Below are 23,557 nucleotides of genomic sequence, written 5' to 3' on the forward strand. Positions count from 1 at the left end.
AGAACGAATAGTTTTGCGCTTCCATATGCGGTTTACGACACATGACTTTTTTGCATATAAATAGCCGGAATTGTTCGTGTACGGGGTCGCCAGGCCGGTGCAATACTGCGCCACCGAATTCCTCCTGACGGACATACCATGTCTACTGCACTCAGAACAGCGGCGCCCGATCCGGCGCTGTCCACGTCAAGTAAAGATCCGCTCAAGGTGGCAGCCGACCTGGCGCGCCGCCTCGGCGACACCGCCAATGCCCGCGACCAGGCCGGCGGCCACGCGGCGCAGGAACGCGGCTGGATCCGCGCTTCAGGCCTGCTCACGCTCTCGATACCGGCCGAATTCGGCGGCCAGGGAGCCGACTGGCCCACCGTGCTGCAAGTGGTGCGCATTTTGGCCCGCGCAGACAGCGCACTGGCCCACATCTTCGGCTTCCACCACCTGCAACTGGCCGGCATCCGGCTGTATGGCTCGGCGCAGCAGCAGCGCCGCTTCCTGACGCAAACGGTCGAGCAAAACCTGTTCTGGGGCAACGCCCTCAATCCGCTCGACCGTCGCACTACCGCCGGGGATGCGGACGATGGCTACACGCTCGATGGCATCAAGAGTTTTTCGTCGGGCTCGGTGGGCTCGGACTGGCTCACCGTCTCGGCCTGGCATGAAGCCACCGGCACCGCCCTGATCGGCGTGCTCCCTACGCGCCAGCCGGGGGTGGAAGTACACGCAGACTGGGACGCCTTCGGCCAGAAGCAGACCGACAGCGGCAACGTCCATTTCAGCGGCGTCGCACTGCCGGCCACGCAGGTGTTGCAGGCCCCCAGGGTATCAGCCACGCCACAATCGACGTTGCGCTCGCAGGTGGCGCAGCTGATCATGACCAACCTGTACCTGGGCATCGCCGAAGGCGCTTTCGAGGCGGCGCGCGCCTACACCGTGGACGAGGCACGGCCGTGGTTTGCGTCCGGCGCGCCATCGGCGGCTGCCGATCCGCTGGTGCAGCACCGCTTCGGCCAGTTGTGGCTCAAGCTACGGCCGGCCGCCGTGCTGGCCGACCACGCCGCGCGCGAACTGGAACGCCTGTTCCGTCTCGGGCCAGACGTTACCGCCCGCCAGCGCGGCGAACTGGCGATCGCAGTGGCCGAAGCCAAGGTGCTGGCCCACACCGCCGGCATCGACATCAGCAACCAGATGTTTGAACTGACCGGCGCCCGCTCGACCTCTGCCCGTTATGGCTACGACCGGTTCTGGCGCAACGTGCGCGTGCATACGCTGCACGACCCGGTCGACTACAAGATCCGCGACCTCGGGCGCCACGCGCTCGACGGGTCGCTGCCCGAACCCACCGCTTACTCCTGAAGCCTACGATGACTACGCCACTGATCCGCATCGAACATGCGAGCAAAACCTTTACCCTGCCCGATGGCGGGCGCTTCGACGCCGTGCGCGACGTCACGCTGGACGTGCGCGAGGGAGACATTTTCGGCCTGATCGGCAAGAGCGGCGCCGGCAAATCGACCTTGCTGCGCCTGTTTAACCTGCTCGAACGGCCAGACGCCGGCGCCGTTACCGTGGCCGGGCGCGAACTGACGGCGCTATCGAAACACGACCTGCGCGGTGCGCGGCGCAATATCGGCATGATCTTCCAGCAGTTCAACCTGCTGCAAAACGCCACCGTGTTCGACAACGTCGCTTTCCCGCTGCGCATCCACGGCGGCCAGGGCGCGGAACAAGTCGCCGTGCGCGTCAAGCAGTGCCTGGAACTGGTGGAGCTTGCAGCAAAGGCCGACAGCTACCCGGCCCAGCTCTCCGGCGGCCAGAAGCAGCGCGTGGCGATCGCCCGCGCGCTGGCCAGCGGCCCGGCCGTACTGCTGTGCGACGAGCCGACGTCCGCGCTCGATGCCGAAACCACGCGCGCACTTCTGGCCACGCTGCGCGACATCAACCGCCGACTGGGCGTGACCATCGTCATCGTCAGTCACGAACTGTCGGTGCTGGCCGAGATCTGCAACCGCGTGGCCGTGATCGAGGATGGCGCGATTGCCGAGGAATTCGCCTTGAACCAGCCGGCGGGCCACAACGCCCCGCGCAAAACCGCGCTGGGCCGGGAACTGGCCGCCTTCAACGCTGCCAGTGCGCTGGCCGGCGCCCATCAGGAGCTCAGTTATGCTTGATACCTTGTCTGAACTGTTCTCCACCCTGGGCGCCTCGGCCAACGCCATTTCCGCCATGCTGCCCGAGATGGGCACCGCCGTCGGCCAGACCTTGACCATGCTCGGCATCGGCCTCTCCGCGGCGGTGCTGATCGGCGGACCGCTGGGCATCGTGCTGTTCCTGGTGGCCGATGGCCAGTCGCTGCAAAACCGTCCGGCCGCGCTGGTGCTTGGCTGGATGGTCAACACGGTGCGCTCGTTCCCGTTCATCATTTTGCTGGTCGCGCTGGTGCCGTTGACGCGCATGATCGCCGGCACCTCGATCGGACCGCTGGCCGCTGCCGTGCCGCTGTCGTTTGCGGCGATTCCGTATTTCGCCCGCATGGTCGAGCAGAACCTGCGCGAAGTGCCGCGCGGCGTGATCGAGGCGGCGCACGCCATGGGTGCCTCCGAACTGCAGATCGTGCTGCGGGTGCTGCTGGTGGAGGCGCGCTCCGGGCTAGTGCTGGCGCTCACCGTGCTGGCGATCAGCTTCCTGTCGTATTCCGCCGTCGCCGGCGTGGTGGGCGGCGGCGGCATCGGTGACCTGGCAATCCGCTACGGCTACTACCGCTTCGAGACCGACATCATGGTGGCCACCGTCGCCATCCTGATCCTCATGGTGCAACTGATCCAGTTCACCGGCAACCGCATCGCCAGACGCATCGACAAACGTTAAGGAACAACCATGATCAAACCAATTCGCCGCCGTGCCCTGCTGGCCGTACTTGCACCGGCGCTGGTACTGGCCGTCACCGCCAGCGCGCCGGTCTACGCCAAGGATCCGAAAGAAATAGTCATCGGCACCAGCGCCGGTCCGTACGCCGACCAGATCAAACTGGGCATCAAGCCGCTGCTGGAAAAGAAGGGCTACAAGGTAAAACTGGTGGAGTTCAACGACTACATCCAGCCCAACTTCGCGTTGGCCGAAGGCTCGCTCGACGCCAACGTGTTCCAGCACATCGTGTACCTGAACAAGTTCGCGACCGAGAACAAGCTGCCGATTACCGAGCTGGTAAAAGTGCCCACCGCGCCGATCGCCATCTACAGCAAGCGTCACCAGACGCTGGCGGAAGCCAGGGAAGGCACGACCGTGGCGCTGCCCAACGACCCGACCAACCAGGCCCGCGCGCTGGTGCTGCTCGACCAGCTGGGCTGGATCAAGCTGCGCGAAAAATACGATCCGGTGCGCGCGTCCGAGCGCGACATCGCCGCCAACATCAGGAAGATCAAGCTGATCCCGCTCGAAGCGGCGCAGCTACCGCGTTCGCTGCAGGACACCGACTACTCTTTCGTCAACGGTAACTACGCGCTGGCATCAGGCCTGAAGCTCAAGGACGCCTTGAAAACCGAGAAAATCTCGGACAACTACGTGAACCTGGTGGCGGTGCGCACGGTCGACAAGGACAAGCCGTTCGCCAGGGACATCGCTGCCGCCTACCGCTCACGCGAGTTCCTCGAAATCACCAACCTGCACTTCGCCGATTACGCCCGCACCGATTACCAGCTGGCGCTGGCCAAAGAGGCGCCAGCCAAGCCGGCCAAGCCTGCCAACTGACATGAGCAGGCTGATTCGCTTCAACGCCTTTCAGATGAACACGGTGAGCCACCAGTCGCCAGGCCTGTGGAGGCACCCGCGCGACACCGGCCACCGCTACACGGATCCCGACCACTGGACCGAACTGGCGCGCCTGCTCGAGCAGGGCCTGTTCGACGCCGTGTTCCTGGCCGACGTGCTGGGCGCCTACGATGTGTACCAGGGCAGTGCCGACGCGGCGCTACGCCACGCGGTGCAGGCGCCGCTCAATGACCCGCTGGCGCTGGTGCCGCTGATGGCGCAGGTAACCACGCACCTGGGCTTTGGCGTGACCTGCGCCCTCACCTACGAGCACCCGTACACGTTCGCGCGGCGCATGTCCACGCTCGACCACTTGACGCGCGGACGCATCGGCTGGAATATCGTCACCGGGTATCTCGACAGCGCAGCGCGCAACCTGGGCCTGGACCGGCAACTGGGGCACGACGAGCGCTACGACCTGGCCGACGAGTACATGGACGTGGTCTATAAACTGTGGGAAAAGAGCTGGGACGACGACGCCGTGGTCAACGACAAGGCGCGCGGCGTGTATGCCGAACCGTCGCGGATCCACCCGATCAACCACGCGGGCCGCTTTTACAAGGTGCCGGGGTTCCACCTGTGCGAACCGTCGCCGCAGCGCACGCCGCTCCTGTACCAGGCCGGCACGTCGCCGCGCGGCACAGCGTTTGCAGCGCGCCACGCTGAATGCACGTTCGTCAGTGGTCCCAGCAAAACGGTGGTGCGCAAGTACGCCGACGATCTGCGCGCCGCCGTGCGCAAGGCCGGACGCGATGGCGACGACCTGAAGATTTATGCGCAGGCGCTGATCGTCACCGCCCCTACCGAGGATGAAGCACAGGCCAAGTACGAGGACTACCGCAACCACGTCGACATCGAGGCGGCGCTGGCGCTGCTGTCGGGCTGGACCGGTATCGACTTCGGCCAGTTCCCGCTTGACGCCACCGTCGAGTACATCGAGTCGGATGCCGGGCGCTCGGCGCTGGCGTCGTTTACCGAGGCCGACCCCGAGCGCACCTGGACCGTGCGCGAGGCGGCGCTGTTCATCGGTCTCGGTGGCCGGGGTCCGGTACTGGTAGGCGATCCGTGCCAGGTGGCGGACCAGCTGCAAGCGTGGCAGGACGACACCGGCATCGATGGCTTCAACCTGGCCTTTGCGGTGGCCCACGACAGCATGCGCGACGTGGTCGAGCTGATCGTGCCGGAATTGCAGCGGCGCGAGCGGTATCGCACGGCTTATGAAGGCGGCACGCTGCGCGAACAGGTGCTCGGCAGCGGCTCCCGCCTGCCTGCCGGCCACGCGGGGCGGCAAGTTCGGATTTGACGCCAGGCGTTACCTGCAGCCGGTGCGGCAAGCGGGTTCGGCGGCAGCCTAATCGTTGCGCATCTGCGCCTGCGAGACATTGCTGTTGGGCGCCACGCTCTGCGTAAGCCACACGTTGCCGCCGATGGTGGAGCCAGCGCCGATGGTGATGCGGCCCAGGATGGTGGCGCCGGCGTAAATCACCACGTCGTCTTCGACCACCGGGTGGCGCGGCACGCCCTTGATCAACACGCCCTGGTCGTCAGCCGGGAAGCGCTTGGCGCCCAGCGTGACGTGCTGGTACAGGCGCACCCGCTGGCCCAGTATCGCAGTCTCGCCGATCACCACGCCGGTGCCGTGGTCGATGAAGAAGCTGCCGCCGATCTGGGCGCCGGGGTGGATGTCGATGCCGGTGAGCGAATGGCCGATGTCGGAGATCAGCCGGGCCAGGAATGGCGAACCCAAGCGGTGCAGGCAGTGCGCCAGGCGGTAGTACAGGATGGCGATGGTGCCCGGGTAGCACAGCATGATCTCGGCCACCGACGTGGCGGCCGGGTCGCCGGAAAACGCCGCGTGCACGTCGGAGACCAGCAGCGCACGGATGCCCGGCAGGTTGGCGGCAAACTCGCGCGTGATGGCGTGGGCCTGCTGGGTGAGTACGGCGTCGTCGGGCACTTCCTCGGTGGCCGAGAACTGCAGGCCACGCCGCACCTGTTCGGTCAGGCGGTTGAGGGTGGTGTTGAGGGTGTCGCCGACGAAGTAGTCGATGCTCTCGTCGGTCAGGTTGGGCCGGCCATAATGGGTGGGGAACAGCACCGCCGACAGGCCGTTGACGATGATTTGCAGCGCCTCGCGCGACGGCAGCTCGCGCACCCGGCCCTGGTGGCGGATATTGTGGGTGGCCTCGCGCGAGACGCGCAGCTGTTCGATCACGCTGGCCAGGTTCCAGTGCGATGGTTTGACGCCGGTGGCGTCGAAGGTATCAATAGTCATGTCTCGATAATCTAAAATTTCTGGCCATGGTGCTGCCGATGATGAAGCATACGCGCGCGGCACCGCCAGGTGAACGAATCAAAATGTCGCTCGATATGCGGTGACCGCATATCGCGTAAAATGCCGGGTCCAACGAACAATACGCCTTTAATGAATATTCTGCTGACCATCCTGCTGGCCGGCCTGACCATGGTCGGCCCGCTCGCTATCGATACCTATTTGCCATCGTTCCCCGCCATCGGCGTGGCCTTCGGCGCCAGCCCCATCATGGTCCAGCAAACCCTGAGCATGTTCCTGTTCTGCTTTGCCTTCATGATGCTGTTTTACGGCACCCTGTCCGACTCGTTCGGCCGCCGCCCGGTGATCCTGGTGTCGCTGGTGCTGTACATCGCCGCCTCGATCGGCGCCGCGCTGGCGCCGTCGATCGGCGTGCTGCTGGCCTGCCGCATCGTGCAGGGCCTGGCGGCGGGCGCCGGGTCGGTCGTGGGCCGCGCCATCGTGCAGGACCGCTTCACCGGCGCGGCTGCGCAAAAAATCCTGGCCCACATCATGATGGTGTTTGGCCTGGCGCCGGCGATTGCGCCGGTGCTCGGTGGCTGGCTGCAGGTCAGTTTCGGCTGGCGCTCGATCTTCTGGTTCCTGGCGGCCTTCGGCATCGTGATGTACTTTGCCGTCCAACGCCTGCTGCCGGAAAGCCTGGCGGTAAAAGATCGCCACCCGTTCCACCTCGGCGTTATCGCGCGCAATTACTGGAAGGTGCTGTGCCACCACCACTTCCTGCTGCTGGCCATCGCCGTGGGCATGAGCTTTGCCGGCGTAGCGCTGTACATCGGCTCGGCCGCGTACTTCGTGATGAATATCCTGCACCTGCCGGAAACCGCGTTTGCCTGGATGTTCGTGCCGCTGATCGGCGGCATGGTGGTGGGCTCGGCGCTGTCGGGAAAATTCGCGCACCGCTTTGCCCGCAAGACGCAAGCCTGGATGGGCTTTGCGGTGATGATACTGGCCGGCGTGATCAATGTCGGCTACAACCTGTACTTCACCGCTGCCGTGCCGTGGGCGGTACTGCCGCTGTTTATCTATTCGTTCGGCCTGTCGCTGATGATGACGCCGATTACGCTGATGGCGCTCGAGTACTTCCCCAACAATAGCGGGCTGGCCTCGTCGATGCAGTCGTTCGTGCAGATGCTGCTGTTTGCGCTGGTGTCCGGGCTGCTGGCGCCGCTGCTGTTCGACAGCGCGCTGAACCTGGCGTGGGGCGTGCTTGGGAGTTTGCTGGTGGCCGTGCTGGCGTGGTTACTGGCGCAGGTGGGCAAGCCGGTGGTGCATTGAGTTAGGCGGAGACAGCGCCGTCATCCTCGCGAAAGCGCGGATCCATGGACAGCTTGAGCAGCGCTAGGGTTCACATGTTCCATGGTTCACGTGTTCTATGGATCCCCGCGTACGCGGGGATGACGGATTCAGGCGCTGTCGCTTAAGGCCAAGGCGCAGGATTGAGGTTTTCATACTGCGCCCCGCCCTGCTCCGGCTCGCGCGCTTCGGGGACTTTGCCCGGTGCTTGCGACGGGTTGCGCAGGCCCAGGATTTCCTTGCGCGCTTCCACGAAATCGGCGCTGGTGAGCGGATTTTCCTGGTCGGGCCAGTTGGCTTCGGCCCATTGCTGCAATTCTTCGAAACGCTCCCACAGTTCGTTGATGAACGCTCGGCGTGCTTGGTCGTCGATCATATTTCCTCCTTGATATTAACGACAGTGTCGGTCGGGCCTGCCAAATCGTCGGTGCGTGGCCGCACAATACCCGGCTCGCAGTGAGATTAGCGGCCAACTCTGGCGGCGGCGCCTGCAGCCGGGCCCGTATCCTTAGCGATTGTTCTGGTTGACCCAGGCGATGATGTTGGTCGCATCCATCGCGCCGGGCTGGCGCGCGATTTCGCGGCCGCCCTTGAGCAGCGCCAGCGTGGGGATGCTGCGGATCGCATAGCGCGCCGCCAGGTCCTGCGCCTGCTCGGTATCGACCTTGACTACGCGGTAATGCGGCTCGAGCTGCGCCGCAGCCTGCGCATAGAACGGCGCCATGGTACGGCAAGGCCCGCACCATGGCGCCCAGAAGTCCACCAGCACCGGAATGTCGCTGCGCTCGATATGCTTGAGAAACCGCGCGCTGCTCAGATCGACCGGCTGGCCGGTAAACAGCGGCCTCTGGCACTTGCCGCACACCGGCTGCGCAGCCAGCCTGGCGGCGGGCAGCCGGTTGACGGTGTCGCAGTGAGGGCAAACGATGTGCAGGGAGTCTGCCTGATGGTTGGTCGGATTCGTGGCATTCGTCATATCTTTATCTCCAGGACAACAAGCCCCGATGATAAAGCATCGCCCACGGTCACGTCGTCTGCCTCAGGAGGGGGAACACACCATCAGGCTTCCTTGCGGGTGCCGCTTTGTTTGCCGCTTTGTTTGCCGCTTTGAGATGCTGCATGCGCTGCGGTTTGCGCTGGCGTGGCCTGGCCGGATGCCTGGCTGCCACTGCTACCATTGCTGGCATTGGACTGGCGATCCTGGCCGTCCTGGTTACCCTGCCCCTCCTGCATGCGCCGGCCACCGTTTTGCTGGAACGGATCGGACGCCCGATCCATGGCCGACTGCTGCTGTTGCATAGCGCGCTGCGCCTCTTCCTGGGCGGTGCGCGCCACTTCGTCGGCCAGGGCCTTGGCCGTGCGGCTGGTCGACTCCACGTGCTCACCGGCGACCTTGGAGATTTCCACCTGGGTGTCGGCAGCGATGCGCGACAGGTGCTGCTGGTAGGCGCGCATTTTGTCGGTGGCCGGTTGGGCGCGGTTGGCTGCGGCCGAGATCATGTCGGTCGGCCGGTTGGCGGTGAGGCACTCGCAGCTGGCGTGCGTGACGTCTTCCAGCATGGTTTGTGCCATTTGCAGGTTGAGGTCGTTGAACTGCTGGGCGGTGCGAAACACCGAGCGCGACATATCGTTGAAAAACGCCATCTGGGCATCGAGATGGGATTTGACGGCGGGCGTCACGGATTGCGAATATGGAAACATTGAGTAATCCTCCATGGATGAGGGTGTTGAAAGAAGCGAGCCGAGCGTATTGCGTTAGCGCAGATCGAACTGCAAGGCTACGCCGGCAACGCGCACGAAGCATGATCTGGATCAAAGGTGTACAATCGAAGTATTGCCTTAGGGGAATTCCATCATGGCTATTTCAGCTCTCAATATTGGCGCCAGCGGCGTGTCTGCCGGCCTCACCGCGCTCTCCAACAGCGCCAATTCCATCGCCAACGCCTCGACGCAGGGCTTCCAGCCGGCGCAGGTAAATTTCCGCGGATCGGCACCGGCCGGCGGTGGCGTCTCGATCTCCTTGCAGGGACAGCGACTGGCGGCGGGCGACCAGCCCAGTGGCACCGACCTGGCCGCCGACATCACCAACTCGCTGGTGTACAAGGCGCAGACCCAGGCCTCGCTGTCGGTAATCAAGACGTCCGACGAAACACTGGGCTCGCTGCTCGACATCAAGGCTTGACACTGGCGCGCTGCGCCGTCACATTGGCCGCTTTTTCGCCACCGACGCTGCCGGCACCATGAACGACTTCAATTCCCACACCCTGCTGGCCGCGCTGCCCGCGCGGCTCGGCGCCATCGTGCGCCGCTGGTCGCACGACACGCCCCACGCCCCCGCCCTGCACGACGGCAGCCGCCACTGGACCTACGCCCAGCTGGCCGCCGCCATCGACGAAACGGCCGCCACCTTGCGTGCACTGGATCTGCGCCCCGGCGACCGCCTGATGGTGGTCGGCGAAAACTGCGCAGCGCAGGTGGCGCTCACGTTTGCCGCCACCGATCTCGACGCCTGGATCGTCCATGTCAATGGCCGCCTGTCGGCGCACGAGGTGGACCAGATTCGTGATCACTGTGGCGCGCGCCGCGTGATCTACACCAGTGCACCCGGCGGTGCGGCCTCCCCTGACACCGCCGCCCACGGCCTGCGCCACGCGGCCACGGTGGCCGATTCGCCCTTCGGCGCCTGGATGGCCGGCGCCCTGCATACCGGCCGGGTACCGGAGCCGGTGCACGCGGCATCCGAATACCAGGTCGCGGCGCTGGTGTACACCACCGGCACCACCAGCGCCACCGGCGCGCCCAAGGGCGTGATGCTCAGCCACCGCAACCTGCTGTTCGTCGCCGCCGTCTCGAGCCGGCTGCGCGGCCTGGTCCCATCGGACCGTGCGTACGGCGTCCTGCCGATCACGCACGTCTATGGCCTGACATCGGTCATGCTCGGCACCCTGTACGCCGGCGCCTGTCTCTACCTGTGCCCGCGGTTCACGCCCGAGGCGCTGCTGGCCGCGCTGCATGATCGCCAACTGACCATTGTCCAGGGCGTGCCGGCCATGTACGCCAAGCTGCTGGAAAAGCTGGGCAGCGTGGATGCGCCCCTGCCGAACCAGTTGCGCTTCGCCTACGCCGGCGGGTCACCGCTGTCGCCCAGCCTCAAGGCGCGCGTGGAGCGGGTGCTTGGCGTGCCGCTGCATAACGGCTACGGCCTGACCGAGACGGCGCCCACCGTCAGCCAGACCCGCCTCGACCAGCCGCGCAGCGACAACTCGGTGGGCCAGCCGATTCCGGGCGTGCAGGCGCGCGTGGTCGATGCGCACGGCGAACAGGTGGCGCCCGGTGTCGATGGCCAGCTGTGGGTGCGCGGCCCGAACGTCATGCTTGGCTACTACCGCGAGGCGCAGCTGACGGCGGCATGCATGCGCGACGGCGGCTGGTTCGATACCGGCGACCTGGCCCGCAGTGATGCCGATGGCGCACTGTTCATCGTCGGCCGCAGCAAGGAATTGATTATCCGCGCCGGCTTCAACGTCTATCCGCTCGAAGTCGAAACGGTACTGAACGCCCATCCGGGCGTAACCCAATCGGCGGTGGTGGGACGCCCCGGCGCACAGGGCGACGAGGACGTGGTGGCGTATATTGAACTTGATGCGCGCCATCCGGTCACGCTGGAAGCGCTGGATGCCTGGCTGGCGCAGCACCTGGCGCCCTATAAACGGCCGGCCGAGATCATCGTGATGGATGCGCTGCCGGCGGCGGCCACCGGCAAGATCCTCAAGGCGAAGCTGGCGGCCGGCGGATAGCGGCCGAGTAGTCGGGCGCCTGGTCTGCCGCTTTCGCGCGCGCGGTGATGTGGGCGGCCTGGCGCAGCGTGTCGAAATTTTGCGGGCCGGCCAGCGCGCCCAGGTCGAACAGGTAACGGTCCAGGTAGCCCGAGGCCAGCAGGCGCCAGTCGAGCGGCAGCGCGGTGTCGATCCGCCGCGCCATCTCGAACACGATGGTGGTGCAGTTGGCGGTGAGCGTGTTGTAGAAGCGCGGTGTGCGCTTGAGCTGCGCGCCTTCGTCCAGGTACGCCAGGAACAGCGAACGCATGGTTTTCTGCGGAATGTTCAAACGATATAAATACATATCCTCGCCGCGCGCATTGGTGCGCACGCGCAGGATGTCGCGCTCGTCGGCGGCGATCAGCACCGTCTCGTAGCGCTTGAAGAAGCCGGCGATGGCGTCGAAACTTTCGCCGCGTTCCTTGCGGATCTCGATCGAGAACGTCAGGTAGCGGCCGTCGGCAAAGCCGAACGACACCAGCGTGTGGGCGATTGCAGGCCCCATCCAGTACGACAGCGCTACGTCCACCGAGCGCAGTTGATCGAGGTCGTAGCTGCGGCGCTCCCAGCGCTGGGTGTAGTCGTCGTCGCTGCGCCAGTCGAAATTGCGCACCTGGTCGAGCGTGACCACGCTGCCCTGCACCTCGCCGGTGACCATGCGCGACACGTCGTCGGCCCACACGCGATCGTGGCTCGGCTGCAGCGTGCCCCACCACACCAGCAGCGCCACCATGGCCGCGCCCCACGGCAGCAGCACGCGCGCGCGCTGCAGGCGCCACCACCAGAACAGCGTGACCGGCGCGATCGACACCCACAGGCCCATGGCCGGCACGCGCAGCGCCTCCACCTGGAACGGCGGCTGGAACCACAACGCCAGCGCGCCCCAGGCAGTGGCCACGCCGATCGCAATCGAGGCGACCACGCGGCCGATGGTTTTCCATATTTTTCTCATGGCCCGATTATAGGGCCGGCAAGGCGGGCCGGGCTTTCCGTTTGATACCGGCTGACATGTAAGGAATTGTGAACCGGGCGACTGCCGACGCTGGCTTGTGGCACACTGACAACACGTCTACAGCAAATGAGGAACAGCATGACTGACGGCCCTGACGACAAGGACAGCACCCCGCACCGTCGCGCCTCTGATCAAGAACGCCGGCCAGCGCGCAACGACAGCAGGACCAATACCGCAACACCGCGCTACCTCGACCCCGGCGACACCGTGTTCAGCTTGTGGGGCCGGGTGCTGATGGCCCGCTACCGGCGCGTGGCCGCCTCGGTCACGCGCCACATCGTGCAGCGCCCGCTGCACATCGGCATCTCGGCACGCATCTTCCATCCCGAAGCCGGCTCCACCGGCCTGCGCAGCAAGAACCTGCAATACCTCGAAGAGTCGATCGCCCAGTGGGTGATGTCGCGCGACGTACTGGTCTTCATGATCCCCACCGTGAACACCGACGGCCTGCTGCACCCGTCCAACATCCGCCTGCGCGACTACGCGCGCCATCTCGACGGCCTGGTGCTGCAAGGCGGCGCCGACGTCTCGCCGCAAAGCTATGCCGAAACCCCCACCCGCCCGGAATGGAGCGGCGATCGCGCGCGCGACATGTACGAACTGGAACTGCTGCACGAATTCGTGGAAGCGGGTAAACCGGTGCTGGGCATCTGCCGTGGCTGCCAGCTGATCAACGTGGCCTTTGGCGGTACGCTGTACCAGGACATCGCGTCCGACGTACCCGATTCGCTGGCACACGTCAACGACGACTACGACCGCAACCGCCACGACATCACCTTCCCCGCCGGATCGTCGCTGTCACGGATGTTCAAGGGCCAGGCCAGCGGCACGGTCAACTCGATCCACCATCAGGCGGTCAAAACCCTGGGGCGCGACATGATGGTGGAAGCGCTGTCGGTGCCCGACAACATGGTGGAAGCGATCCGCTACCGCAAGGCGCCATTCGTGATGGGTCTGCAATGGCACCCCGAATTCCACCGCGCCGGCGGCGTGGAACTGCTCGACTGCACGGGCATCCTCGACCAGTTTTTACGGGTTGCGCGCGAGACGCGATTCTGATCGATTGGACTTTTGACGTCGCTACCCAGGTAGCGGACGCGCTGGCCGCAACTGACGCAGTTGCGCGTTGGTCATTGGCAGCGCGTCGGGATCACTGAGCGCGGCGGCGGTGATCAAGCGATCCTCGGCGGCTGAGGGAATGATCAGTGCAGGAACAATGCTCCGCTCTGGCTGAGCCCGCCTGAATTTGGCGTCGCCTGTCAAAACGACGCTCGAGTCTGCATCTTTAATTTTTTGCTTCGACATGGTATTTAACCTCCCTGGCATTTGCCTTTTCCGGGTCATAAACGACGTCCATGCTTGCGAGTCCGCGTTCTTTCACAACAGTTCCGCGAAGTTGGAAGCACCGCAGGTGAGATTGACTTCTCGTTGTTGCAAATCAGCATTAAATTGTCGCGCCCCTCAATAATGGCCGTTCGCCAACGCGGCCATGGTGACCGGGACGACAATGAAAGACCTGCTGAAATATTACGAAGCGGAGCTGGCGCTGTTCCACGCGCTGGCCGCTGATTTTTGCGTGCGCTACCCTGCTGTGGCGGGCCGCCTCGGCATGACTGGCGAAGGCTGCCAAGACCCGCACGTGGAACGCCTGGTACAGGCTTGCGCCCTGCTCAACGCGCGCACCGCCAAGCGCCTTGATGACTCGCACGTGCAGTTCATCGAAGCGGTTTTGCAGAATAACTTTCCGCACTACCTGCGCCCATTTCCATCGTGCTCGATCATCCACGCCGCCACGGAAGATCCGCTTGACCGCACCGCCGTGATCCCGCGCGGCACCGTCATGAGCGCCGCCGAACACCAGGGCGTGCTGTGCAAATTCACCACCACCGACGACCTGGTGCTGCAAGCTGCGACGATCACCAGCGTTCGCCTGCAAGCCGTGCTTGATGTACCGCGCACACTGCTCCTGCCTGCCAATGCGGGGCCGGCCATCAGCATCGCGCTCACTGCGACCGCCGCCGACACCGCCAACACACTGCGCCTCTACCTCAACGCCGACGCCGGCCTGGCCGCCGTGCTGCGTGACGCGCTGTACCTGCACACTGTCTGCGCGCTGCTGGAGAGCGACGACGGCCAGTGGTCGCTGCTGGCGCAGCCACCGCTGCGCGCGGTCGGCTTCCAGCCGGAACAGGCGCTGCTTCCCGCTAGCAGCCACCCCTCGGCCTACCGCCTGCTGACCGAGTACTTCTGCTTCCCCGAAAAATTCAACTTCGTCGATCTCGACCTGGGCGCCATCGTGGCCGCACTGCCGCCAGGCTGCCACCGCTTCACCGTGCACCTGGTGCTGGACGACGCCAACCGCGACCAGCACATGGCGCAACTGAAGCAGCTCACGGCTAAGCATTTGCTGACCGGCTGCGCGCCAGTGGTCAACCTGTTCCGCCACCCGGCCCGCCCGATTGAACTCGACCACACCCGTGCGGAATATGCGCTGATGGTCGAACATCCGCGCGCCCACACCTACCAGGTCTTCAGCGTGGACCAGGTCAGCATGCTGCGCCACGACGGCGCCGGCAGCCGCGTGCTCGACTTCCAGCCGCTGTACAGCATGCGCCATGGCGAAGCCGGCGACCGTTACTGGAGCATTCGCCGCGACGAAGCGCTGGCCATTTCCGCACCCGGCCACGACATCACGATCGCCTTCATCGACAGCACCATGCAGCCCTTGCATGCCACCAGCGCCTCGGTATCCATCGACCTTACCTGCACCAATGGCGAAACAGCGTGCCGGCTGGCGTTCGGCAAACCAGGCGGCGACCTGCACCACGAGGGACCGGCCAGCGACGTGCCGATACTGCTGCTGCGCCGACCAAGCCGCCCGCGCCGCTTTGCCATCAACCCGGCTACCCAGTGGCGCCTGGTGTCGCTGCTGACGCTCAACCACCACGGCCTGACCCGCGACGGTCTGCCGGTCTTCAAGGAGATGCTGGCGCTGCACGACCTGGCCGCCACCGCCATCACGCAGCGCCAGATCGACGGCATCACCGACCTGCAACACCGCAGCGCCAGCGTGTGGCGCGAGGACGCCAGCGGCGGCAGCCTGGTATATGGCATCGACATCATGCTGACCGTGGACGACAACGCGTTCGCCGGCGCCGGCCTGTCGCTGTTCGCCCAGGTGATCGACCAGGTGCTGGCCATGACCGTGCAATTCAACAGTTTTACCCGCCTGATCGTCGTGTCGAAGCAGGGAAAGGAGCTGCTGCGATGCCCACCCCGAAGCGGCCAGCTGGCCCTGGCCTGATCGAACAACTGCTGGCCGAGCCCACCCGGTTCGAGCTGTTGCAGGCCGTACGCCTGCTGCTGCGCTGGCTCGAACAGGCGGGCGTGGCCAACCCGCCAGCGCGCCTGCACTTCCACAGCCGCACGGCCAGCAGCTTTGCGCCCAGCGAACTGGCGGCGCTGTGGGCCCGCACCAGCGACAACCGCGAAGTGCACACCGACGCGCAGTTGCTGCAGCTGCTCGCCGACGATCCGGCGCAAGCAATCCACCTGGTCCCGGCATCATTGGGCCTGCTGGGCAATAGCAGCGCCCTGCCGGCCCACTACACACAAGCCATCGTCGACGCCGAACGCCAGCACCACGACGCCGGCCCGCGCGCCTTCCTCGACTTGCTGGGCACGCGCGCCACCATGCAGTTCTACCAGGCCTGGGCAACGCACCGCATCGACAGTCAAGCCCCCGGACACGACCAGTTCCTGGCGCTGCAACTGGCGCTGGCTGGAACCACGGCCACCACCACTGCGCTGCCGCCACAGGCGCTGGCCCGCCATGCGGCGCTGTTACGGCAACGCCCGGTCACGGCGCAGGCCATCATCGCCGTAATCGCTGTCTATTTCGATGTACCCGTGACGTTTCAGCCGCTCCTTGGCGGCTGGTACCTGCGCGAAGACCGGGTGCACCTCGGTGTCGAAAACTGCACGCTGGGCCAGGGCGCCATGCTCGGTGAACGCTGCCACCGCGCCGACCTGGCCGCCGAGATCAGGCTAGGTCCCTTGCGGCGCGACCGCTACCGGCAATTCCTGCCGGGGACAATGGACGCCAAAGAACTGGCCGACATCCTGGCCATGTTCGGCGTCGTCAATGTCCGTTACCGGGTACGACTGGTCCTGCTGGCTGCCGACATTGCTCCCTGCCAGCTGCCCGCCAGCGCGGGGCTGGGCCAAGGTCTGTTCCTGCACGGTCGCAGCGGCGACAGCGACGATCTCTGCTACGACATCGTTCATCCCGGCACGGCCTGCGTCGCTCCATAAAATTGCGCATTCGCAATAACTTGCCAACAGGAATAGCAATACTGGGGGACCGACCGCAAAGGAGCCGCCATGTCCACCGACCCAGCGTTAGCGCTGCTCACGAGCAGCCACCGTCCGCTGCGGCTGCGGCTCGCCTTCGACGAGGGCATCCGCGACGACCTGCTGCTGCCGCATCGCATCTCGGGCACGGAAACTGTGTGCGGCGGTATCGAGTACCGGGTGCTGTGCGTGGCCACCGATGCCCTGCTCTCCCTCAAACAATTCATCGCCGTGCCGGCCGAGCTGCAACTGGTCACCGATCGCGGCGACCTGCATACAGTCTGCGGCATCGTCGCCGCAGCGTATGCCGGCATGAGCGACGGCGGCCTGGCTACCTACCAGCTGGTGCTGCGCGATGGCCTGGCGCTGATGGATCAGCGCACCAACACCCGCATCTTCCGCCAGCAGAACGAGCTGCAGATCGTCGCCACGCTGCTGGCCGAGTGGCGCCAGACCAACCCGGTGATGACCGCCACGTTCCAGGTCGAGATCGACGCCGCGCTGGCGCAGCGCCCTGGTCCCGAGCGCGAATTCACCATGCAGCACAACGAATCGGACGCGCAGTTCGTGCGCCGCCTGCTCAAGCGCCGCGGCATCTCCTGGTACGTTCGGCCCGGCGTCACCGATGACGAACACCCGGTTCACCAGCTGGTGCTGTTCGACGACGCCGCGCGCCTGCCGGCCAGCAGCGCAGGCACCATCCGCTTCCACCGCAACCACGCCACCGAGCAGCGCGACGCCGTCACCGCCTGGACCGCCGCACGCCAGTTGCGCGCAGGCGCCGTTATGCGCTTCAGCTGGGACTACAAGCGTCCGCACAGCGTGGCGTTCATGCAGACGAACAGCGCGGCGCTGGCTGACCAGGGCCGCCATGGCAACTGCTTTGCCGCCACCCTCGCCGACTACCTGGTCGAGACACCGCACGCCGGCAACGACAACGACGACCTGCGCCAGCTGGGCGCGCTGCGCATGGCGCGGCTCGATGTTGAGACCAAGTGCTTCCACGGCGAGAGCGGCGTACGCGATCTGCGCGCCGGCGAATGGTTTATCCTGGCCGACCATCCCGAGATCGACCAGCACCCGCAGACCGAACGCGCCTTCGTGGTGACCGCGCTGGAGGTGGAAGCCCGCAACAATTTTCCGCAAGCGCTCGATGCCCGCCTCGATGGACTGTACGCGCAGAGCGGCTGGCGTGCTGCCGCCCACGCGCACGGCGACCGCTATCGCAACCGGTTTACCTGTGTGCGCAAAGATGTGCACTTGGTGCCCGCCTACGATCCACGCACCGACGTGCCCAATGTGCGGCCGCAAAGCGCCATCGTGGTGGGCCCGGCCGGGGAGGAAGTCCATTGCGATGCGCTGGGCCGGGTCAAGGTGCGCTTTCCGGCGGCGCGCATGCAGGACCATCGAGACTCGGCCGCTGACGACATCCACAGCGCCTGGATACGCGTGGCTACCTCGTGGGCCGGCGCGGGACCGGCGCGGCAGCAAGCGGGCAGCTTGACCCTGCCGCGCGTGGGCAGCGAAGTACTGATCGACTTCCTCGGCGGGGACCCGGACCGACCGGTGATCGTGGGCCAGCTGTTCAACGGCGTCGGCGTGCCGCCGGAGCTAGGTAAAGGTGGCGGTCTGCCCGGTAACCGCTACCTGTCCGGCATGCGCAGCAAGGAGGTTCGGGGCAAACGCAAAAGCCAGTTGCGCTTCGACGACACCACCGGCGAGATCAGCGCGCAACTGGCCAGCGACCATGCAGCCAGCGCCTTGAACCTCGGCTACCTGACCGCACCGCGCCAGGCGGGCAGCGCAAGCAAGCGCGGCGACGGCTTCGAATTGCGCACCGACGGCAGCGGCAGTCTGCGCACCGCCCGTTCGCTCTTGATCTCGGCATGGCAGCGGCTCGATGGCGCCGGCGAGCAGCTGGACCAGCAAGAACACCTGGCCCTGATGCAGGACTGCCTCGAGCTGTTCAAGTCCCTGGGCAGTTACGCCGCGCAGCACCAGGCGCTGGCGACCGATGCCGCCGGCGTGACCGAACTGCAGCAACAGCTATCGAGCGCCAGCGCGGCCAAGCCGGCCGAAGCCGCGACCATCGCCATCACCGCGCCCGACGGTATCGCTGTCGGTACCCGCAAAACCCTGCTTCACTACGCCGTGGGCAATATCGACCAGGTGGCGCAACAACAGCTGCAGTTCAGTGCCGGCAAGTGCTGCACCATCAACGCCGGCCAGGGCATCTCGCTGTTCGCACACCAGCAAGGCATCACCCAGATCGCCCACCACGGCAAGTACCGGATGCAAAGCCAGCACGACCTGATGCAGCTGGACGCCGCACGCGACCTGCGGCTGACCTCCGCCACCCGCATCGTCGGCGTGGCGCAAGACGAAATCACCCTGATGACCCAGGGCGGCGCCTACCTCAAGCTCTCGGGCGGCAGCGTGGAACTGGGCGGCCCCGGCACGCTTACCGTCAAGACCAATGGCCACCACTGGAACGGCCCGGCCAGCGAGCGTGGCGACCTTCCCACCTTCGGCCAAGGCGAACTGGGACGCACGCCGCGCCTGGTAAGTCCACTCGACGGCGCGCCATGCGAAGGCGTGCAGGTGTCGGTGGCAACCGAAGATGGCAAAGTGGTTTCCGGCGTCACCGACGCCGACGGCAAAGGCCCGACCATCACCGGCGACCAGCTGCAACAGCTGACCGCCACCTTTTTCATTCCGCGCGATTGAGCGCGCAAGGTACTGACATGGCTCTGAAAACCTGCACCGACAGCACGATTTTCGCCACCGGCTGCGCCCATACCGATTTCGACACCTCCCACTACGACATCCCGCACGCCTTGCCGCTGCCGGGCATCATCATCCTGGTCCACGGCGTCAACTCCGACGGCGAATGGTACGACGCCTGCGAGCAAGGCCTGTGCGAAGGTCTCAATACCCGGCTGGCGCGCCGGAGTGAGCAGATGAAGTACCCGGGACCGGCGTCGGGGCAGCTGAAAGCGATCACGTATGCGCAGGAATTGACGGACGACGGCTACATCAATCCCGAACTCAATTCCAACAACTTCTTCGACATGGGCAACGCCTGCTCGCCGGTGATCCGCTTCCGTTGGGGTTACAAGGCTGGTGGCGAAGAGTTGCAGCTGTTCGGCGACAAGATCTACCTCAATGAGCAAAACTATTGGGGCGGCGGCCCGTTCGCCAACGGCTGCACCGCGCTGCCAGATTTATGGAACGAAGGTCTGTCCGAACAACTGTTCCTGTGGATTCAGGTGCAGCACCTCAACCCGGTCAACGAGCGCGACGTGTACGCGTGCCCGGCGCGCGGCTACTTCGTGTTGGCAGCCTATCGGCTCGCCAAGCTGGTCGAAGCGATCCGCAAGGCGCAGGCCGATGTGCCGATCACCATCGTGTGCCACAGCCAGGGCAATATGATCGGCATGGCGGCCGCGTTTCTCGGCGAGCGCATGGCCGAGGTGACGGATGGCGACGGCAAAAGCGGGCCGTGCGTGGCCGACAATTACGTGCTGGCCAATCCACCTTACAGCCTGGTCAAGTCCAACCTCTCCGAGGACTGGACCCAAAGCAACCTGGTGGACCCGGACGGCAATACCGGGCGCCAGACCCACGCAGCACGCATCGCCACGCTGGCCGCCTTCTTCGACATCGTGCGCACACGCAAAAGTCTCGATGCCATGCAAACCGCCGAGCGCATCGACCGCCGCATGGCCAACCGCGCGAATGGTTTCGCTGCGCAGGCCGACCGCGAAAAATACGGTGTCGAAGACTCCACCTATGGCCGCGTCACGCTGTATGCCAATCCCCATGACCAGGTGATTTCAGCGGTGACGGTACGGGGCATCGGCTGGCTGGGGCTCACGGAACGCGACACATTCAACGAGATCAAGGCAACCAGGGCGCAGGGCGTGCTGGTGCAGCGCGTGTTCGCCCAGGGCTTCGAGGTGGGCAAGCAGGAAACTTACCACTACTGGCACAACCACTGGCGCCAGCCGAAGGCCGACAGCGACGACTACTGGCTGCCGCACTCGAAGATCGCCCGGTACTCGATCAAGAAGGGGCTGGAAGCGAGCGAATCATTTTTTGGCCGCTTTTTCACGGTCGTCCTGGCGCCGTTGGGGATGGCGATCACCGCCCTGTCCAGGCAACGGGTCAATGCCTTGCCGGACGCCGACTGGCAAGTGCGCGCCGATGCGCCTGCACTCTCCCCGCCCTTCCTGCCGCAAGGCATGCGCTTCGGCCAGGTGAGCGATGCCTTCGACCAGGGGTACGACCCGCCCGGTGCTGCGCGCGACGGCAACCGGACTCGTGAAGCTGGCGACGCTTATGCGAGTGTCCACAAAGCGCCGGACAACACCACCGATGCGGCAATGGGGAACAACCGCGACGAAGCGTCGCTGCGCTACGAACAGCACGCCATGCTGCGTTTGCGGGCCAAGCGGGAAAAGCTATATGCGGCCGATGCCAAGGTGATCGAGGAAGATGACCCGTCCAAGGCGAGCGCGAAGCACAAGGCCTGGCGCACAGAGCACATCAAGGTGAGCCTGGCCGAGACCGTGGATGCGGCAGCGACTGATCATTCGACGATTTTTACCAATCCGATGCATTCGGAGCGGGCGTTGGCGTTTGACGTTGCGGTGGGGGTTTGCCAGATACCGGAACAAATCCTGAGCGGATTTTTAAAATTTGCAGATTGGCGATATTTAGATGATTTAAAAGGCATAGAAAATAATGTCTATTTGCAGCATTTTAAATCTGGAAGCATAGATCGATTAACAGTGAGCGAATGGATAAAAAGGACGGAGAATAATTTACTCATTCCTAATAAAATTATCGATAAACGCAACTAGAACCCCATAAACACAAAGGAGAGAAAATGTTTAACAAAATTTTAGGCAACGCACTTCTAACATCTGTCGCTTTACTAACTGGGTGCAAAAATTCATCTCCCCTCACCCAGAATTTGGCAATGAAAGAAAATCTCAATATGACGCCAACAAAAACACATGGTGTACAAGTCGTAGGAATCATATGGCTAAATCCACTTCACCGAAAGGATTACCCGACTGAATGGCAGACCTTGTGGACGATGGGTTTAGCCAAGCCAAATGCAGACGATGACATGCTACGCAAGAAACCGTCTAGTTATTCCACAGTGAAGTATGTCTCATTGATTGCGGATGGAAGCCACGGCGAAACATCCAAGCTGAGCTATCATCTCCGATATCAATACGAACTTATTGGACTATTACACGACAATTATTATGGCGACCCCGACTATTTCTACAACGTCAACGGTATAAATCGTAAAAAACTCTGGCATGAGCTCGCGGGCATACGGGTCGAATATGCGCTGCCTTCCGGCGATTTCGATGCCGAAGCAGCCAGAAAAGAGACGCAAAAAATTCTTCAAAACACATTCGCGATGGGCAATCCAAATCGCCCAACCTTATGGACCCGCCCCGAGCCTCCCGAGGTAAAGGTCACTACAGGCGGCCCCAACGCCGGTTTCACCTCCCTCAAAGCCGCCATCGATTACCTCGAAGCCCATCCCGACAGAACTGCATGGGCCATGAACTGGGATGCACCAAGCCGGCCGCTCGACCATCAAATCAACGAGAACCTTGTGGTGCTGGTATTGGCCGGACCGACCTACAAGACCGGCCGCAAAGCACTGGCCTGGCTATCGCGCCCGGAAACCACGCAGGTCTCGGAGGTGGGCGACGGTGGCGATACGCCGCGCATTGTTAGGGCATGGACGGCAACGCTACACAAAGCGGCCGACAATGCCACCATCAAACCGAACCAGGTCGGCTACGTGATCCACGACGCCAACAATGCCCACACCGACTCCTCGCGTCGACTCGGCCCGCTGGCACAAACGCTGACGACCGAAGTGCCCGACCTCGACCTGCTCGAGCAATCGTTCAATACGCCTGCCCTGCTGGGAGAAATGGGCGCCGGTTCCGCATTGACCAACGTCGCGCTCGCCATCGGCTATGCCAACCACTTCGGCCAACACGTTATTGTGGCGGGCACCACCGATCCCGAGCAGCCAACGGCCGTAGTGGTCTCGCCGCCGGCAGTGGTTCGTCCTATCGATCCCGACAAACCCTGGTTCCGCGCCCGCAGCATGAACGATGCTTACCTGCCCTGGTGGGGCTTGCGCGATGACGCGCCCGCTTATCCGCAGGGCTATTCAAGATAATCGAGCAAAGGAGAACCTGCCATGAAAGGCGTCATCCGTCTCAACGACCCAACCAGCCACGGCGGCAAAGTCATCTCCGCAGCGCCCAACAGCAAAGTGCAGGGCATCGCGGTGGCGCGACAGGGCGACCGGTGCATCTGCCCAATCAAGGGGCATGATCAATGCAAGATCGCCGAGGGCGATCCGAAAGTGCTAATCGATGGCGTGCCGGTCGCGTTCGAGGGACACAAAACCACTTGCGGCGCGACACTGATCTCGACAGTTTCAACCACCGGGCGCGGATGACGAGGGTAGTGATAAAGCGCGTTGTCAGACGCCATCCTGCGTGCCCGCGCGCCCCTCGGCCAGCACTCGCCCCAACGCCGCATGATCCACCGGCTTGACGAAATGGTGGTCGAAGCCGGCCGCCTTCGACAGCACCCGGTCATGCGCCTGGCCGTAGCCGGTGAGCGCGATCAGCAGCTTGCCAGCGGTGGCGGCTTGCGCGCGCAGGCGGCGCGCCAGTTCGTAGCCATCCATGTCGGGCAGGCCGATGTCGAGGATGAAGGCATCGACCGGCGCGACTGCACTGGCGCGCAGCGCGGTTTCGGCATCCTCGAAAATCAGCACCTGGCGGCCCTGCGCCTCGAGCAGCGCGCCGAGCGTGCGACCCGCATCCTGGTTGTCGTCCACTACCATCAGGCGCAGGCTGGGCCCCCCGGCCGCCACGATCGGCAGCGGTGCGG

22 protein-coding genes are annotated in these 23,557 nt (G+C 64.5%); 15 read left to right on the plus strand and 7 right to left on the minus strand.

Translation table 11 applies throughout. The annotated features are described in order from the left end of the window. The first annotated feature begins 138 nt into the window (after positions 1 to 138). The 5 genes from DUPY_RS05555 to DUPY_RS05575 are packed head-to-tail and all read left to right on the plus strand — an operon-like array spanning position 139 to position 5,104. Complete coding sequence (locus DUPY_RS05555; RefSeq protein WP_070246834.1) at positions 139 to 1,350, plus strand: acyl-CoA dehydrogenase family protein; 1,212 nt, start codon at positions 139 to 141, stop codon at positions 1,348 to 1,350. 8 nt (positions 1,351 to 1,358) lie between these two features. Then, positions 1,359 to 2,165, plus strand: a complete 807-nt coding sequence (locus tag DUPY_RS05560) for a methionine ABC transporter ATP-binding protein (RefSeq protein ID WP_070246835.1) — start codon at positions 1,359 to 1,361, stop codon at positions 2,163 to 2,165. A gap of 55 nt (positions 2,166 to 2,220) precedes the next feature. Then, positions 2,221 to 2,862, plus strand: coding sequence for a methionine ABC transporter permease (locus DUPY_RS05565; RefSeq protein ID WP_070246859.1), 642 nt, complete (start codon positions 2,221 to 2,223; stop codon positions 2,860 to 2,862). A gap of 9 nt (positions 2,863 to 2,871) precedes the next feature. Then, on the plus strand, positions 2,872 to 3,741 hold the full coding sequence (locus tag DUPY_RS05570) for a MetQ/NlpA family ABC transporter substrate-binding protein (protein ID WP_070246836.1): 870 nt from the start codon (positions 2,872 to 2,874) through the stop codon (positions 3,739 to 3,741). A gap of 1 nt (position 3,742) precedes the next feature. After that, positions 3,743 to 5,104, plus strand: a complete 1,362-nt coding sequence (locus tag DUPY_RS05575) for an LLM class flavin-dependent oxidoreductase (protein WP_070246837.1) — start codon at positions 3,743 to 3,745, stop codon at positions 5,102 to 5,104. 48 nt (positions 5,105 to 5,152) lie between these two features. Here DUPY_RS05575 and epsC read toward each other — a convergent pair whose 3' ends face one another. After that, positions 5,153 to 6,076 carry a serine O-acetyltransferase EpsC gene (gene epsC, locus DUPY_RS05580; protein ID WP_019922470.1) on the minus strand — a complete coding sequence of 308 codons (924 nt, stop codon included), beginning with the start codon at positions 6,074 to 6,076 and terminating at the stop codon, positions 5,153 to 5,155. A 150-nt stretch (positions 6,077 to 6,226) separates the two neighbouring features. Between epsC and DUPY_RS05585 the strand changes: the two genes are divergently transcribed. Further along, a complete protein-coding gene (locus DUPY_RS05585; protein WP_070246838.1) occupies positions 6,227 to 7,408 on the plus strand; it encodes a multidrug effflux MFS transporter in 1,182 nt (393 codons plus the stop codon). A gap of 142 nt (positions 7,409 to 7,550) precedes the next feature. On the opposite strand, the gene DUPY_RS05590 is transcribed toward DUPY_RS05585, so the two are convergent. From DUPY_RS05590 to DUPY_RS05600, 3 genes are all read right to left on the minus strand, one after another. Beyond that, positions 7,551 to 7,802 (minus strand): hypothetical protein, encoded by a 252-nt coding sequence (locus DUPY_RS05590; RefSeq protein ID WP_070246839.1) that lies wholly within the window; start codon positions 7,800 to 7,802, stop codon positions 7,551 to 7,553. 132 nt (positions 7,803 to 7,934) lie between these two features. Beyond that, a complete protein-coding gene (gene trxC, locus DUPY_RS05595) occupies positions 7,935 to 8,402 on the minus strand; it encodes a thioredoxin TrxC (protein WP_070246840.1) in 468 nt (155 codons plus the stop codon). Positions 8,403 to 8,485: 83 nt separating this feature from the next. Continuing rightward, a complete protein-coding gene (locus tag DUPY_RS05600) occupies positions 8,486 to 9,127 on the minus strand; it encodes a phasin family protein (RefSeq protein ID WP_070246841.1) in 642 nt (213 codons plus the stop codon). Between the two features lie 154 nt (positions 9,128 to 9,281). On the opposite strand from DUPY_RS05600, the gene DUPY_RS05605 reads away from it, so the two are divergent. Next, a complete protein-coding gene (locus DUPY_RS05605; RefSeq protein WP_070246842.1) occupies positions 9,282 to 9,608 on the plus strand; it encodes a hypothetical protein in 327 nt (108 codons plus the stop codon). Between the two features lie 58 nt (positions 9,609 to 9,666). Beyond that, complete coding sequence (locus tag DUPY_RS05610; protein WP_070246843.1) at positions 9,667 to 11,223, plus strand: class I adenylate-forming enzyme family protein; 1,557 nt, start codon at positions 9,667 to 9,669, stop codon at positions 11,221 to 11,223. Here DUPY_RS05610 and DUPY_RS05615 read toward each other — a convergent pair. Beyond that, positions 11,195 to 12,196: an Lnb N-terminal periplasmic domain-containing protein gene (locus DUPY_RS05615; RefSeq protein WP_070246844.1), complete on the minus strand. Its 1,002-nt coding sequence runs from the start codon at positions 12,194 to 12,196 to the stop codon at positions 11,195 to 11,197. The two genes, DUPY_RS05610 and DUPY_RS05615, sit on opposite strands and share 29 nt — an antisense overlap. Before the next feature lie 138 nt (positions 12,197 to 12,334). Between DUPY_RS05615 and DUPY_RS05620 the strand changes: the two genes are divergently transcribed. Continuing rightward, the gene (locus DUPY_RS05620; RefSeq protein WP_070246845.1) at positions 12,335 to 13,315 is read left to right on the plus strand and encodes a gamma-glutamyl-gamma-aminobutyrate hydrolase family protein; all 981 of its coding nucleotides are present in this window, start codon (positions 12,335 to 12,337) and stop codon (positions 13,313 to 13,315) included. Between the two features lie 21 nt (positions 13,316 to 13,336). Here the strand turns inward: DUPY_RS05620 and DUPY_RS05625 are convergent, their stop codons facing one another. Then, a complete protein-coding gene (locus tag DUPY_RS05625) occupies positions 13,337 to 13,561 on the minus strand; it encodes a hypothetical protein (RefSeq protein ID WP_070246846.1) in 225 nt (74 codons plus the stop codon). A 202-nt stretch (positions 13,562 to 13,763) separates the two neighbouring features. Here DUPY_RS05625 and tssF point away from each other — a divergent pair, with 202 nt between their 5' ends. From tssF to DUPY_RS05655, 6 genes are all read left to right on the plus strand, one after another. Next, positions 13,764 to 15,560: a type VI secretion system baseplate subunit TssF gene (gene tssF / locus DUPY_RS05630; protein ID WP_070246847.1), complete on the plus strand. Its 1,797-nt coding sequence runs from the start codon at positions 13,764 to 13,766 to the stop codon at positions 15,558 to 15,560. Further along, positions 15,524 to 16,570 (plus strand): type VI secretion system baseplate subunit TssG, encoded by a 1,047-nt coding sequence (gene tssG, locus DUPY_RS05635; protein WP_070246848.1) that lies wholly within the window; start codon positions 15,524 to 15,526, stop codon positions 16,568 to 16,570. The genes tssF and tssG overlap by 37 nt, the downstream gene beginning before the upstream one ends. A 69-nt stretch (positions 16,571 to 16,639) precedes the next feature. Continuing rightward, positions 16,640 to 19,336, plus strand: coding sequence for a type VI secretion system Vgr family protein (locus tag DUPY_RS05640; RefSeq protein ID WP_070246849.1), 2,697 nt, complete (start codon positions 16,640 to 16,642; stop codon positions 19,334 to 19,336). Positions 19,337 to 19,353: 17 nt separating this feature from the next. Next, complete coding sequence (locus DUPY_RS05645; RefSeq protein ID WP_070246850.1) at positions 19,354 to 21,474, plus strand: T6SS effector phospholipase Tle3 domain-containing protein; 2,121 nt, start codon at positions 19,354 to 19,356, stop codon at positions 21,472 to 21,474. 26 nt (positions 21,475 to 21,500) lie between these two features. Beyond that, entirely contained in the window at positions 21,501 to 22,832 is a 1,332-nt protein-coding gene (locus DUPY_RS05650; RefSeq protein WP_229255249.1) for a hypothetical protein, read from the plus strand. Positions 22,833 to 22,853: 21 nt separating this feature from the next. Further along, the gene (locus DUPY_RS05655; RefSeq protein WP_070246852.1) at positions 22,854 to 23,117 is read left to right on the plus strand and encodes a PAAR domain-containing protein; all 264 of its coding nucleotides are present in this window, start codon (positions 22,854 to 22,856) and stop codon (positions 23,115 to 23,117) included. 24 nt (positions 23,118 to 23,141) lie between these two features. On the opposite strand, the gene DUPY_RS05660 is transcribed toward DUPY_RS05655, so the two are convergent. Then, positions 23,142 to 23,557, minus strand: a 416-nt coding sequence (locus DUPY_RS05660) for a response regulator (protein WP_141749429.1), incomplete at its 5' end; no start/stop codon positions are given.

Source organism: Duganella phyllosphaerae (assembly GCF_001758785.1).
In the GTDB taxonomy this organism is placed as follows: domain Bacteria; phylum Pseudomonadota; class Gammaproteobacteria; order Burkholderiales; family Burkholderiaceae_D; genus Rugamonas; species Rugamonas phyllosphaerae.

What these genes read in the sequence shown, in the direction of transcription:
- DUPY_RS05555 (WP_070246834.1), top strand. Translation starts at nt 139, where the DNA reads ATGTCTACTGCACTCAGAACAGCGGCGCCCGATCCGGCGCTGTCCACG.
- DUPY_RS05560 (WP_070246835.1), top strand. Translation starts at nt 1,359, where the DNA reads ATGACTACGCCACTGATCCGCATCGAACATGCGAGCAAAACCTTTACC.
- DUPY_RS05565 (WP_070246859.1), top strand. Translation starts at nt 2,221, where the DNA reads ATGCTGCCCGAGATGGGCACCGCCGTCGGCCAGACCTTGACCATGCTC.
- DUPY_RS05570 (WP_070246836.1), top strand. Translation starts at nt 2,872, where the DNA reads ATGATCAAACCAATTCGCCGCCGTGCCCTGCTGGCCGTACTTGCACCG.
- DUPY_RS05575 (WP_070246837.1), top strand. Translation starts at nt 3,743, where the DNA reads ATGAGCAGGCTGATTCGCTTCAACGCCTTTCAGATGAACACGGTGAGC.
- epsC (WP_019922470.1), bottom strand. Translation starts at nt 6,076, where the DNA reads ATGACTATTGATACCTTCGACGCCACCGGCGTCAAACCATCGCACTGG.
- DUPY_RS05585 (WP_070246838.1), top strand. Translation starts at nt 6,227, where the DNA reads ATGAATATTCTGCTGACCATCCTGCTGGCCGGCCTGACCATGGTCGGC.
- DUPY_RS05590 (WP_070246839.1), bottom strand. Translation starts at nt 7,802, where the DNA reads ATGATCGACGACCAAGCACGCCGAGCGTTCATCAACGAACTGTGGGAG.
- trxC (WP_070246840.1), bottom strand. Translation starts at nt 8,402, where the DNA reads ATGACGAATGCCACGAATCCGACCAACCATCAGGCAGACTCCCTGCAC.
- DUPY_RS05600 (WP_070246841.1), bottom strand. Translation starts at nt 9,127, where the DNA reads ATGTTTCCATATTCGCAATCCGTGACGCCCGCCGTCAAATCCCATCTC.
- DUPY_RS05605 (WP_070246842.1), top strand. Translation starts at nt 9,282, where the DNA reads ATGGCTATTTCAGCTCTCAATATTGGCGCCAGCGGCGTGTCTGCCGGC.
- DUPY_RS05610 (WP_070246843.1), top strand. Translation starts at nt 9,667, where the DNA reads ATGAACGACTTCAATTCCCACACCCTGCTGGCCGCGCTGCCCGCGCGG.
- DUPY_RS05615 (WP_070246844.1), bottom strand. Translation starts at nt 12,196, where the DNA reads ATGAGAAAAATATGGAAAACCATCGGCCGCGTGGTCGCCTCGATTGCG.
- DUPY_RS05620 (WP_070246845.1), top strand. Translation starts at nt 12,335, where the DNA reads ATGACTGACGGCCCTGACGACAAGGACAGCACCCCGCACCGTCGCGCC.
- DUPY_RS05625 (WP_070246846.1), bottom strand. Translation starts at nt 13,561, where the DNA reads ATGTCGAAGCAAAAAATTAAAGATGCAGACTCGAGCGTCGTTTTGACA.
- tssF (WP_070246847.1), top strand. Translation starts at nt 13,764, where the DNA reads ATGAAAGACCTGCTGAAATATTACGAAGCGGAGCTGGCGCTGTTCCAC.
- tssG (WP_070246848.1), top strand. Translation starts at nt 15,524, where the DNA reads ATGCCCACCCCGAAGCGGCCAGCTGGCCCTGGCCTGATCGAACAACTG.
- DUPY_RS05640 (WP_070246849.1), top strand. Translation starts at nt 16,640, where the DNA reads ATGTCCACCGACCCAGCGTTAGCGCTGCTCACGAGCAGCCACCGTCCG.
- DUPY_RS05645 (WP_070246850.1), top strand. Translation starts at nt 19,354, where the DNA reads ATGGCTCTGAAAACCTGCACCGACAGCACGATTTTCGCCACCGGCTGC.
- DUPY_RS05650 (WP_229255249.1), top strand. Translation starts at nt 21,501, where the DNA reads ATGTTTAACAAAATTTTAGGCAACGCACTTCTAACATCTGTCGCTTTA.
- DUPY_RS05655 (WP_070246852.1), top strand. Translation starts at nt 22,854, where the DNA reads ATGAAAGGCGTCATCCGTCTCAACGACCCAACCAGCCACGGCGGCAAA.